This is a genomic window from Streptomyces scabichelini (assembly GCF_011045015.1).
Classification (GTDB): Bacteria; Actinomycetota; Actinomycetes; order Streptomycetales; family Streptomycetaceae; genus Streptomyces; species Streptomyces scabichelini.
On record NZ_JAAKZY010000286.1, the window covers coordinates 1 to 11,903 of the forward strand.

An 11,903-nucleotide genomic window follows, 5' to 3' on the forward strand; every position below is an offset into this window, starting at 1 on the left:
GGGGGCTGCGCCCCCAGGCCCCCCTGAGGGGTCGTAGCTCGGCTGCGGGTTCGTTGTGGCTTGTCGCGCAGTTCCCCGCGCCCCTAAAAGGGGCGCCCCGGCCACTCAACCGCCGAAGGCAGCCGTCAGGTCACCTTCTCGATGCGTGCGTTGCGGATCAGGAACTTGCCCGGCTCGCGGACCTGCTCGAACGCCGCGTCGTTCAGTAGGACGCAGCTGCCGGAGGCCGATGTGACCTCCACGGTCGTGGACTTGTCGTTGTCCAGATTCGTGACCTTCAGCTTCGTACCGGCCGGGAACTGGTTGCTGGACGCGGCCGGAGTGCCCGCCTCACCGGAGAGTGTGACGGTCGAGCCGGCACAGACCTGTTCACCGTCGGCGGCCCCCGCCCCCGCCGCGTCACCGGAGGCGTCCGCAGGAGCCGACGCGGCCTGCTCGGTCGGGGAACCCTGGGCCAGCTCCCCGATCGTGCACCCGGACGCCGCTTGCTTGCGCTGGATCTCCTCGACGACCGCCTCCCGGTTGGCGATCCGGGCCTCGGACTGTGCGTCGGGGTTGGCGCGCTGCTCCTCGATGAACTTCTCGTTGTTCGCGAGCGCCGTGGCCAGCCCGTCGCAGGCCGTCGAGGACTGCGGCGAGTCGACGGGCGCCGCGTTCGACGTGGCCGCCAGGGCGAAGGCCCCGCCCCCGGCCACCGCCGCGGCACTCACCAACAACGCGAGCTTCTGCTTCGTACCGAGGGTCCTTCTACGCGACATGCTGCGCCTCCTGTCTCCGGCCGCCCTGTCGGCGGCCGGTCGTGAGCGGGGAGTACGCCGCTATGTACGAGATACCGAACAGGGTTACTCAGTAGTTAGCACGAGTCACTCAAGTAACGTAGATCACAAAAGAAGTTGCGTAATCCTCAGCCGTCCTCATGCGCCACGACCTTGTCATTCACGTACTCCAGCAGCCCGGCCGTCTGCGCGTTCAGCGCCTCCTCGCCCGTCTCGGCACCGTCCCCCCACTGCCCGTTCGCGAAGACGACGGACCGTACCGTCATCAGCCGCTGGAACACCCCCGCAGAGCCGGGCGGCACAGTCGGCAGCCCGGCCTCCGGGGGTGGATCGAGCGAGACCACCTGGTACGTCACCGGATCGATCGAGGCCATCGCAAAGACCCGCGAGGCGTCCTCGGCCCGCCGGAAACTCAACACGGTGACCGTCACCTGCGAACGCCGCTCCGCATCGGTGAACAGCGCGGCGGTCAACTGCGCGCACTCCTCGCCCTGTTCGATGAGCGAGGCGAGCTCCGGTGACATCCCGCGCGCGCACTCGGACGTCGCGGCCATGTCCACGCGCTCGTACGTCGAACCGTCCTTCACCCGTACGTTCTTCTCGGGGAAGGCCTGTTCCGGCCGCACGATCGGCCGCTTGAGCAGCGAGGGCAACGACGAGGGCGCCCCGGACGGCGAATCGACCACCACGGAGGGAACGGCGGGCGAGGGGGAGTCGGAGGTGGAGAGGGGAGGGGAAGGGTAAGGAGAAGGGGAGGTGACGGCAGGCACCGCTTCCCCTTCACCGGCCCCGCCGTCCCCGTCTCCCGCGTACACCACGCCCCCGGCCGCGACCGCCGCCACGAGCACGACGCCCACCGCGCTCCCGACCGCGCGCCGGGTCCGCCGTCTTCGGCGCAGCCGCTCCTGCTGGGCCACCCACTGGGCATAGGGATCGGGCGGCCCGTACGACATTCCTTGATCACCAAAGGTCATGGCGGCGGAGAGTAACAGCGCGACCCGCCTACTACCCGGTCACCCGGCAAACCCGCAACTACCGTGGCAGATCATCATGTACCGCCTCATCCGTACGCGTCAGGACCGCGGCCCCGTCCTCCTGGTCGAGCACGATGCGGGCCAGGGCGGTCGCCTGGGCCAGTCGCAGGTCCGGCACCGTGTACACCCGCTCACCCGCCGCTGTGGCCAGCCGCAGCACGGCCAGGCCGAGCCGCCGCTGGAGCCGCGACTGACGCACCGTCGTCCCGCACACGCCGCGTATCTGCACCACATCCGTGCGGCGGACGAAGAAGCCGCGGCGCGCGAAGAGATGGCCGTCGGCGAGCCGGTGCCCGAGATTGCGGTGATAGCCGTACGCCGCCGGCAGATGCACGACCGCGAGGACGGCCGGCAGCAGCATCAGCAACGGTGTCCGGTCCCACAGCCGTACCGGCAGGAGCAGCGTCGCGGCCAGGGCGCCGTCAGCCGCCAGATAACGCGCCAGTATCCGGAACCCGGCCGAGCGTGGGTGCGGCCGCAGCCAGCCGTGTCCCAGCCGCTCAGCGGTGAGCGGCTGGGACACGGCGCCGAGCAGCGGATTGGCCACCCGCAGAGCGGCCTCGGGGGTGGTGGCCGGCAACAGCCGCCCGTTGTCGGAGAATTCCTGACCCAGGCTCACCCCGGTCAGGATCGGTGCCAGCCGCGTCCCGCCCAGTGCCCGTACGGTCAGGGAGTCGCGCAGCGTCACGCCGCGCACCCGGGCCCGGTCGACGGTGAACGAGCGTGTGGTGAACAGGCCCCGGGTCGAGCGGAACCGGCCCTGCCGGTCGTGCTCCAGCCGGTAGTCCCACCATTGCAGGGCGAAGCTCAGCGCGCCGCCGCACAGGCCCAGCGCCACGGTCAGGGCGACCACGACGGCGACGGCCCCGGCCGTCGGCAGGTCCGCCGGGTTGTCCGTGAACCATCGGGCCGCCAGATCGTGCGGGCTCCACCCGAGCAGCGGCAGGACCTGGTAGGAGGCACCGACCAGCGCGAGCGGGGTCACCATGGACCAGATGTAGAACATCTGGAACACCGCCCAGCGCCATCGCAGCGTCAGCACGGGTGTCCAGCCGGGGGCGGCCTCTTCGGCGTCGGGTGCGCGGGGTTCGGAGAGCCCGGCGAGCGCCAGCAGGGTCGCCCGCAGCTCATGCGCCGTGTCGGCGCGCACCGCGTCCAGCGCGATGGTGCCCTCGCCGCCGGACACCTTGCGGCCCGTTCCCACCACCACGCCGGCCAGCCGGAACAGCCGCAGCACCGGCTTCGCCGTGATATCGACCGTACGGACCCGGTCCAGCGGCACCCTGCTGAAGCTGCGGAACAACAGCCCGGTACGCACCTGGAGTTCGGTGCCGGTCACGCGATAGCGGAACTTCAGATACTTCAGCAGGTAGGCGGCGGGCCTGAGGACGACGAGCGCCGCGATGGCCAGGAGGCTGTAGCCCTGCGACCTGTCGGTGCTGTCCAGCAGCAGATACGCCAGTGCCCCGGGCACCGCCCCCACCACGAGCCGTACCGCCGCCGCTCCCGCCATCCGCGGGCTCAGTCGCAGCCACGGCCCCGGCTCCGGCCCCGGCCCCGGCCCCGGCTCCGGCCCCGGCTCCGGCTCCGGCTCCGGCCCCGGGTCCGGGTCCGGGTCCGGGTCCGGGTCTGCGGACAAAACCTCCGGCTCGCGCCCCGGATCGGCAGCCGGCACATCCCGCTGAGCTGTCATGTCGCATCCCCCGATGTGCGCTGCGTCGCCCTGGTCAGTGACGCCACGAGGACGTCGGCCACGTCCCTGTCCAGTCCCTGGATCACCACCGCCCCGTGCGAGGAGGCGGTGGTGACGCGTACCGACGAGAGTCCGAACCACTGCTCCACGGGACCGCGTGTCGCCTCGATCGTCTGCACCCGGGACAGCGGCGCCACCTTCCACTCGACCGACCACCATCCGGTACGGGCGTAGACGGCCGTGTCGTCGGCCTCCCAGCGGTGCACCCGGTACCGCAGCGGTGGCATCACCAGCGTGTACGCCAGCCCGGGCACCGCGACGACGACGGCGATCCAGAACAGCACCGAGCGGGCACCGGGCCACAGCGCGCCCACTCCCAGCAGCAGCCCCAGGACCACGACGAAGGCGAGCCCTTCAGTGGCCATCCAGTACAACCGGGCTCTGGGGTCGACATGGTTGCGCGGAGTGTGCGGATCGGTCACGGGCAATGCCTCCCGACGCGAGTGCCGGAGCGGTCCGGGCCGCGGCTCTGTGCCTGGAATGTACGTCTGGCCGCGCCTCCTGTCGCCAGCTGTCGCCAGCCCTGTGGACGAGGCGAAGAACGTACGTGCTTGCCGAGGCCTTTGTTCGAATTGACGCAGCCTCATGCGCACCTTCAAGACCTGGTGTGACGCTGCGCCAATTCCCTTCCTCACCTGGTCCTTTGATGGCCTCTTCGGCCTGTCTCGATGTCAGTGGCGGGCAGTAAACTGGAAGCAGTGTTCGAGGGCGCCGACGGATGGCTCCCTGACCGCGACAGGAGGATGCCCGTGCCCGCTGCCGCACTCCGCGCGCTGCCCACGCAGTCCACAGCCAAGAGGCCGGTTCCGCTGGACCTCCCGTACGAGCCCGTCGAGAAGCGCCCGCTCCCGCCGGGGCGTCCGCGCGACTGGTACATCACGCACAACCGCCGCCTCAAGGCGATGCGGCTCGCCATCGCCTTGCTGGACTCCGGCGTCTACCTGCCCAACCAGGCCCGCAACGAGAAGATCCGCAGCACGGCCGAACTCATCGGCGTCCACCCGCCGTCGGACACGACCTGTCACATGGTCCGAGCCCTGATGCGCTACGCCCGCTGACGCCTCCGGCGGTCGAGCGGGGCGCCTTCGGGGGTGGTGGGTAGGGTTCGCGGGCGACTGCGGGTCCGTTGTGGCTGGTCGCGCCCGCGCGGCGGAGCCGCAAATTGATACAGCCCCGCGCCCCTAAAAACCTTGCAGCTGGCCATGGCCCCGCGCCCCTTCAGGGGCGCGGGGCCATGTTGCTGAAGGGGCGCGGCCCCTCCCGCCTCCGCCTGCCCCGGGCAATATTCGTTTCCGCCGAAGAGGTATCACCCGGCATCCTGAGGGCTACTCTCAACCCACCGACGAACGGGCGTTCGTCCCGCGCCGCGTCGGGCCGTCTCAAACCTCAAGGTCCTAACGTTTACGCAAAGGAGGCTCGTCATGGGAACCTTGATCATCCTGGCGATCCTCGCTCTGGTCGTCATGGGCTTCAGCAACCCCGTCTGGTGGATCGCCGCGGCCGCGCTGCTCTACCTGCACGTCCGCTATGGCCGGACGGGACCGTCCACGTCGTCCGGCGGACCCTCGGGATCGGGATCCTCGGGTTCCTCGGGTCGCTTCGACGACAGCTACCGGGCGTACCGTCAGCGCCGTGACCGCCAGGCCAGGTGGGAGCGCCGTTACCGCCGCGAGCGCCCCTGGGCGTCCCGCCCGAAAGGCTGACCCGGTCGGGCTGACCCGGCAGGGCTAACCCAGCCCGGGCGCACCCCAGATCGGGAACCAGCGGTTCAGATCCTGCTCCACCCGCAGGTCGTTCGCGAGCACAGCCCTGACCTGCAACTCCAACGCGTTGTCGCGCCGCTCGCCGCCACCGGGGAGCGGCGCGAACGGGTAGAAGCTCCCGCGCTTGTAGAGGTAGACGAGCCCGAGCGGCCGCTGCTCACCGTCCTCGAAGCCGACCACGGAACACAGCAGCTGGGGCCCGAACCCGCTGCCCTCCAGTGCACTGTTCACCGCGTGCAGATCACTGACGAGGGCCGGCAGATCGCCGGGCTCCCGCCGTGAGACCAGCCATGTGTACCCGTAATCGTCCCGGGCCACCTCCACAGGCGGCCCAGTCCGCTCGGCATCCGCGTCCAACAGCGCCCGCACGTCCTGTCGTACGTCATCAAAGGCCGCCCCCTCGACCGTCGCGAAGCACACCGAGCCGTGCCCGGTCGGGGTGAACCCGGCCGCCGCCTCCAGGGTGACGGCGGCCGACGGCAGCCCGAAGAGCTGGTCGAGATCGGGCGCCACCGGCTTCGTACGGCCGAGCAGGATGTCCAGCATCCCCATCCTCAGTCCGCCCTCCCCGGCTCCGCCGCCTCACCCAACTCGGCGGAGATCCGCCCCAGTTGATCGAGCCGCTGCTCCAGGCTCGGGTGGGTGGAGAAGTACCGCTCGATGCCGGGCTGCTTACCGGTCGCCGGGGTGAAGTAGAAGGCGTTGAAGGCCTGCGCGGTGCGCAGATCCTTGGTGGGGATCCGGGCGATGTCGCCGGAGACCTTGGTCAGCGCGGAGGCCAGCGCCGAGGGGCGGCCGGTGAGGTGCGCCGCGGCCCGGTCCGCGGCCAGTTCCCGGTAGCGGGACAGGGCCCGGATCAGCAGGAAGCTGATCGCGTACACGGCCGCGGACACCCCCATCACGGCCGCGAAGACGGCGGCGGTGTTCTGGTCCCTGCGTCCCCCGCCGAACAGCTGCGAGTAGAAGGCGAACCGCACGATCAGCCCCGCGATCACACCGAGGAACGAGGCGACCGTGATCACCGCCACGTCCTTGTGCGCCACGTGCGACATCTCGTGCGCCAGTACGCCCTCCAGCTCCGCGGGCTCCAGCCGCCGCAGCAGCCCGGTGGTCACACAGACCACGGCGTGGTCGGGGTTCCGCCCGGTCGCGAACGCGTTAGGCATGTCCATGTTCGACACGGCGGCCACCGGCTTGGGCATGTCCGCGATCGCACAGAGCCGGTCGATCACGGCGTGCAGTTCGGGATACTCCTCCCGCTCCACGACCCGCCCGCGCATCGCGTACATCGCGATCCGGTCCGAGAACCAGTACTGCGCGCCCAGCAGCGCCGCCGCGACCACCACGACCAGCACCCACGACTTCAGCAGCACGATCAACGCGGCGACGAACGCCACGTACAACAGCCCCAGCAGGAACAGCGTGACCCCCATCCGCGTGTTCAGCTGCCGGTCGGGCTGGAATCGGCTCCTCATTACGATCACCCCGCATATCGGGCACTCGTCCCGTCATCCATTGTGCGCCGACCGTGTTCAAGGAACAGGAGCCGTTTGTCCATGAACAGGTTCCGTTCGGCCCATGGCAGGCAAAGAACGACGGAGCCCCGCCGCCGCCCACGAGGGGCGGTGACGGGGCTCTGAAGGCGGGGAGGCCTACGCGTCGGTCACACGTCGAAGTAGAGCTCGAACTCGTGCGGGTGCGGACGCAGCTGGAGCGGAGCGATCTCGTTCGTGCGCTTGTAGTCGATCCACGTCTCGATCAGGTCGGACGTGAAGACGTCGCCCTGGAGGAGGAACTCGTGGTCGGCCTCGAGGGAGTCGAGGACGGCCGGCAGCGAGGTCGGGACCTGCGCGACGTTCGCGTGCTCCTCGGGAGCCAGCTCGTACAGGTCCTTGTCGATCGGCTCGGCCGGCTCGACCTTGTTCTTGATGCCGTCCAGGCCGGCCAGCATCAGGGCCGCGAAGGTGAGGTACGGGTTGCCGGAGGAGTCCGGCGCGCGGAACTCGACCCGCTTGGCCTTCGGGTTCGAGCCCGTGATCGGGATACGCATGGCCGCGGAGCGGTTGCGCTGCGAGTACACCAGGTTGATCGGGGCCTCGAAGCCGGGCACCAGACGGTGGTACGAGTTCACCGTCGGGTTGGTGAAGGCCAGCAGCGAAGGCGCGTGCTTGAGGATGCCGCCGATGTAGAAGCGGGCGGTGTCCGAGAGGCCCGCGTAACCCGCCTCGTCGTAGAACAGCGGGTCGCCGTTCGCCCACAGCGACTGGTGGACGTGCATGCCCGAGCCGTTGTCACCGAAGATCGGCTTCGGCATGAAGGTCGCCGTCTTGCCGTTGCGCCAGGCGACGTTCTTCACGATGTACTTGAAGAGCTGGAGGTCGTCGGCCGCGGCGAGCAGCGTGTTGAACTTGTAGTTGATCTCGGCCTGTCCTGCGGTGCCCACCTCGTGGTGCTGGCGCTCGACCTGGAGACCGGCCTTGTTCAGCTCCAGGGAGATCTCGGCACGCAGGTCGGCGAAGTGGTCGACCGGCGGGGTCGGGAAGTAACCGCCCTTGTAACGGACCTTGTAGCCGCGGTTGTCCTCCAGCGCACCGGTGTTCCAGGCGCCCGCCTCGGAGTCGATGTGGTAGAAGGCCTCGTTCGACTTGGTCTCGAAACGCACGCTGTCGAAAATGTAGAACTCGGCCTCGGGGCCGAAGTACGCGGTGTCGGCGATACCGGTCGACGCGAGGTAGGCCTCCGCCTTCTTCGCCACGTTCCGCGGGTCACGGGAGTACTGCTCGCCCGTGATCGGGTCGTGGATGAAGAAGTTGATGTTGACCGTCTTGTCGCGGCGGAACGGGTCGACGCGCGCGGTGGACAGGTCGGCCCGGAGCGCCATGTCGGACTCGTGGATGGCCTGGAAGCCGCGGATCGAGGAGCCGTCGAAGGCCAGTTCCTCGGTCGGGTCGAAGGCCTCTGCCGGCACCGTGAAGTGCTGCATCACACCAGGCAGGTCGCAGAAGCGGACGTCTACGAACTTGACGTCCTCGTCCGCGATGAATTTCTTGGCCTCGTCGGCGTTCTGGAACATCCAGCTCCTCCTACTCCCGACCGTCGCCAGACCGGGATGGTAGTTCGTTCGTGCGGCCAGTGCGGTGGCACACGCTGAGCCCGACGATAGGGACGGGTGGTTTCTCAAGCGTGACCCATTTGTTTCGCCCAAGTTAACCGACCTCGGCCCGGGTGACCCCACCTGTCCGGATACCAAAACGTGCGCAGTACCGTGGACAGGTGGACAACAGGCAAGCAATCGGATCGTGGCTCTCCGGACCGCGCGCGGCCGCGGAGGAAGCCGGTGCCGACTTCGGATACCGGGGCGAGCAGCTGGGCCTGCCGGAGTCGGGCCCCGGCTCGATCGCCCGCCCCGGACGGCGCCTCGGCGCCCTCGCCGTCGACTGGGGCCTGTGCCTCCTGATCGCATACGGGCTGCTCACCGACGGCTACAACCAGGCGACGGGCAACTGGGCGCTGCTGATCTTCTTCGTACTGAGCGTCCTGACCGTCGGCACGATCGGCTCCACCCCGGGCAAGCGCCTGTTCGGCCTGCGGGTCCTCGCCCTGGACACCGGCACGGTCAACCCACTCCGCACCCTCCTGCGCACGGTCCTGCTGTGCGTCGCCATCCCCGCCCTGATCTGGGACCGCGACGGCAGGGGCCTGCACGACCGCTTGGCCCGCACGGTAGAGGTACGGATCTGAAGGAACGCGCCGGTGAGTGGACGGGCCCTTCGGGGGCGCCCCACTCACCGGCGCGCTCTCCTTCAGGGCGGCCTGCAGGGGGCGCGCTCTCCTTCGGGGCGGCCCGCTCAGGGGCGCGCAGCTTCGGGGGGCGGCTTGCTCAGGGGCGCGCAGCTTCGGGGGGCGGCTTGCTCAGGGGCGCGCAGCTTCGGGAGGCGGCCTGCTCAGGGGCCGCGCGGCTTCGGGTGCGGCCCACTAAGGGGCCGCGGGGAGGCGCAGGCTTTTGCTTTTAAGGGGCGCGGGAATATATCAATTTGCGGCTCCGCCGCGCGGGCGCGACCAGCCACGACGGACCCGCAGCCGCCAAACCGCAGAACCACCCCCGACAAACGCCGAAGGGCGCCCGGAACTCACAAGTTCCGGGCGCCCTCCGCTGTCCAGCCAAACTCAGCGGCAGCGCTACCGCATCTTCGGACCACCGCGAGGCATCCGCATGCCCTTCGGCATCGGCCCCTTCGGAAGGGGCATGTTGCTCATCAGGTCGCCCAGAGCGCGCAGCCGGTCATTCGTCGCGGTGACCTGAGGCCCGCTCAGCACACGCGGCAGCTTCAGCATCGTCGTGCGGAGCTTCTTGAGCTCGACCTGCCCCTCACCGGTTCCGACGAGGATGTCGTGTACGGGCACGTCCGAGACGATCCGGGCCATCCGCTTCTTCTCGGCGGCCAGCAGTCCCTTCACCCGGTTCGGGTTGCCCTCGGCGACCAGCACGATGCCCGGCTTGCCGACGGCCCGGTGCACCACGTCCTGCTGGCGGTTCATCGCCACCGCCGGGGTCGTCGTCCAGCCGCGCTTCATGTTGTCGAGCACCGCGGCCGCCGCTCCCGGCTGACCCTCCATCTGCCCGAAGGCAGCACGCTCGGCCCGGCGTCCGAAGACGATCGCCATCGCGAGGAAGGCGCACAGGAAACCGAAAATGCCGAGATAGATCGGGTGACCGATCAAGAAACCGATCGCAAGGAAGACACCGAAGGTGACGATTCCGACAGCCGCGAGTACAAGACCGATCTTGGAGTCGGCCCTGCGGGTCATCTTGTAGGTCAGGGCAATCTGCTTGAGTCGCCCGGGGTTCGCAGCGTCCGCTGCGTTTTCCTTCCTCGCCATGCCGAGAAGTCTACGTGGCGCGGAAAGCGCCGACGACGGCGGTGCCACGTGAGTGGCGGGTCACGGGCGAGGGGCGAACGACTGCTCCAGGACCGACTGCTCCAGGACACGCTGCGCCTCGACCCTGTCCTTGGCGCGGCGGCGGTCCTCCAGGACGGAGGTCCAGGCGTTACGGCGGGCGGTGCGCTGTCCGCCGCTCATGAGGATCGACTCGACGGCACGGAGTGCATCGGTGAAAGACGGAATCGCTGTTGCGCGTACGGGCGCGGCTTGCATGTTGGAGGTCCCCCCTCGGATAGCGGCTCTGGATCAGTTCTGTACGTGGCGTAAGAGCAGCGTCACTGATTGGTGTTACCAGGGCGTGACCGACCGGTCAAACGCCAATGAAGCCTTGATGCGAAGCCCGAAAACACTGACGCGGCCCTGACGGTGGCCCCCATCTGCGGGGACGGTCAGAACCGCGTCGTATCGGCCACTACTTGTGGGTAGTTTCTTGTGCGCAGATTCACACACTCATATGGCACTCCGTGCCACCGACCATGTCGTACGGCGTGTCAGACGGCCTGCGACGCGACGTACGCGCCGCGCTTCTCGACGGCCATCTGGTACAGCCGTCCGGCCCGGTACGAGGAGCGCACCAGCGGACCGGACATCACGCCCGAGAAGCCGATCTGCTCGGCCTCCTCCTTCAGCTCCACGAACTCATGCGGCTTGACCCAGCGCTCCACGGGGTGGTGGCGCACGGACGGGCGCAGGTACTGAGTGATGGTGACGAGCTCGCAGCCGGCGTCGTGCAGTTGCCTGAGCGCCTCACTGACCTCCTCGCGGGTCTCGCCCATGCCGAGAATGAGATTGGACTTCGTGACCAGGCCGACGTCGCGGGCTTCGGTGATGACCTTCAGCGAGCGGTCGTAGCGGAAGCCGGGGCGGATGCGCTTGAAGATCCGCGGAACCGTCTCGACGTTGTGCGCGAAGACCTCCGGGCGGGAGGAGAAGACCTCGGCGAGCTGGGCCGGCTCGGCGTTGAAGTCGGGAGCCAGCAGCTCGACCTTGGTGCGGCCGTCCGCGCGGTTCGCCGTCTGCTGGTGGATCTGGCGCACGGTCTCGGCGTACAGCCAGGCGCCGCCGTCCTCCAGGTCATCACGCGCGACGCCGGTGATGGTGGCGTAGTTGAGATCCATGGTGACCACGGACTCGCCCACACGCCGGGGTTCGTCACGGTCCAGCGCTTCCGGCTTGCCGGTGTCGATCTGGCAGAAGTCGCAGCGTCGGGTGCACTGGTCGCCGCCGATGAGGAAGGTGGCCTCGCGGTCCTCCCAGCACTCGTAGATGTTCGGACAGCCCGCCTCCTGGCAGACCGTGTGCAGCCCTTCGCTCTTCACGAGGTTCTGCATCTTCGTGTACTCGGGACCCATTTTCGCCCGGGTCTTGATCCACTCGGGCTTGCGCTCGATGGGGGTCTGGCTGTTGCGGACCTCCAGGCGCAGCATCTTGCGTCCGTCGGGTGCGACTGCGGACACGACCGGCTCCCTGTGCTTCGATTCTTCGGCGTCCCCCAGGGTACGCCCGTACATTCTCGGTCCCCGAGGTGGGCAACCTGGCGGAACGGGGTGGCATTCCCCAGGTTTTCCTCGCCCCCGCCGCCCCTACCCGTCCCATCCGCGGGGGCTGCGCCCCCAGGCCCCCGCCAGGGGGG

13 protein-coding genes are annotated in these 11,903 nt (G+C 69.0%); 3 read left to right on the top strand and 10 right to left on the bottom strand.

Annotated features, from left to right (window positions below; translation table 11 throughout):
* Window positions 1–125 precede the first annotated feature (125 nt).
* The 4 genes from G5C60_RS45885 to G5C60_RS45900 all read right to left on the bottom strand — a co-directional run bounded on the left by G5C60_RS45885 (window position 126) and on the right by G5C60_RS45900 (window position 3,985).
* Window positions 126–758 carry an RlpA-like double-psi beta-barrel domain-containing protein gene (locus G5C60_RS45885; RefSeq protein WP_165269404.1) on the bottom strand — a complete coding sequence of 211 codons (633 nt, stop codon included), beginning with the start codon at window positions 756–758 and terminating at the stop codon, window positions 126–128.
* Window positions 759–904: 146 nt separating this feature from the next.
* A complete protein-coding gene (locus G5C60_RS45890) occupies window positions 905–1,750 on the bottom strand; it encodes a hypothetical protein (RefSeq protein WP_165269406.1) in 846 nt (281 codons plus the stop codon).
* A 58-nt stretch (window positions 1,751–1,808) separates the two neighbouring features.
* A complete protein-coding gene (locus tag G5C60_RS45895; RefSeq protein WP_165269408.1) occupies window positions 1,809–3,503 on the bottom strand; it encodes a PH domain-containing protein in 1,695 nt (564 codons plus the stop codon).
* Window positions 3,500–3,985, bottom strand: a complete 486-nt coding sequence (locus G5C60_RS45900; RefSeq protein WP_338146121.1) for a PH domain-containing protein — start codon at window positions 3,983–3,985, stop codon at window positions 3,500–3,502. Before G5C60_RS45900 ends, G5C60_RS45895 begins: the two co-directional genes overlap by 4 nt.
* Before the next feature lie 327 nt (window positions 3,986–4,312).
* Between G5C60_RS45900 and G5C60_RS45905 the strand changes: the two genes are divergently transcribed.
* Entirely contained in the window at window positions 4,313–4,621 is a 309-nt protein-coding gene (locus G5C60_RS45905; protein WP_165269412.1) for a hypothetical protein, read from the top strand.
* 363 nt (window positions 4,622–4,984) lie between these two features.
* Entirely contained in the window at window positions 4,985–5,266 is a 282-nt protein-coding gene (locus G5C60_RS45910; protein ID WP_165269414.1) for a hypothetical protein, read from the top strand.
* Window positions 5,267–5,290: 24 nt separating this feature from the next.
* Here G5C60_RS45910 and pspAB read toward each other — a convergent pair whose 3' ends face one another.
* The 3 genes from pspAB to glnA all read right to left on the bottom strand — a co-directional run bounded on the left by pspAB (window position 5,291) and on the right by glnA (window position 8,399).
* The gene (pspAB, locus tag G5C60_RS45915; protein WP_165269416.1) at window positions 5,291–5,878 is read right to left on the bottom strand and encodes a PspA-associated protein PspAB; all 588 of its coding nucleotides are present in this window, start codon (window positions 5,876–5,878) and stop codon (window positions 5,291–5,293) included.
* Window positions 5,879–5,880: 2 nt separating this feature from the next.
* Window positions 5,881–6,801, bottom strand: a complete 921-nt coding sequence (gene htpX / locus G5C60_RS45920) for a zinc metalloprotease HtpX (RefSeq protein ID WP_165269418.1) — start codon at window positions 6,799–6,801, stop codon at window positions 5,881–5,883.
* A 188-nt stretch (window positions 6,802–6,989) separates the two neighbouring features.
* Window positions 6,990–8,399: a type I glutamate--ammonia ligase gene (gene glnA / locus G5C60_RS45925; protein ID WP_165269420.1), complete on the bottom strand. Its 1,410-nt coding sequence runs from the start codon at window positions 8,397–8,399 to the stop codon at window positions 6,990–6,992.
* A 200-nt stretch (window positions 8,400–8,599) separates the two neighbouring features.
* Here glnA and G5C60_RS45930 point away from each other — a divergent pair, with 200 nt between their 5' ends.
* Window positions 8,600–9,067, top strand: coding sequence for an RDD family protein (locus tag G5C60_RS45930; RefSeq protein WP_165269422.1), 468 nt, complete (start codon window positions 8,600–8,602; stop codon window positions 9,065–9,067).
* 438 nt (window positions 9,068–9,505) lie between these two features.
* On the opposite strand, the gene G5C60_RS45935 is transcribed toward G5C60_RS45930, so the two are convergent.
* From G5C60_RS45935 to lipA, 3 genes are all read right to left on the bottom strand, one after another.
* Window positions 9,506–10,207 carry a DUF4191 domain-containing protein gene (locus tag G5C60_RS45935; protein ID WP_165269424.1) on the bottom strand — a complete coding sequence of 234 codons (702 nt, stop codon included), beginning with the start codon at window positions 10,205–10,207 and terminating at the stop codon, window positions 9,506–9,508.
* 60 nt (window positions 10,208–10,267) lie between these two features.
* Window positions 10,268–10,483 (bottom strand): SCO2195 family GlnR-regulated protein, encoded by a 216-nt coding sequence (locus tag G5C60_RS45940; RefSeq protein WP_165269426.1) that lies wholly within the window; start codon window positions 10,481–10,483, stop codon window positions 10,268–10,270.
* A gap of 278 nt (window positions 10,484–10,761) precedes the next feature.
* Window positions 10,762–11,727 carry a lipoyl synthase gene (gene lipA / locus G5C60_RS45945; RefSeq protein WP_165269428.1) on the bottom strand — a complete coding sequence of 322 codons (966 nt, stop codon included), beginning with the start codon at window positions 11,725–11,727 and terminating at the stop codon, window positions 10,762–10,764.
* Between the last annotated feature and the right edge of the window lie 176 nt (window positions 11,728–11,903).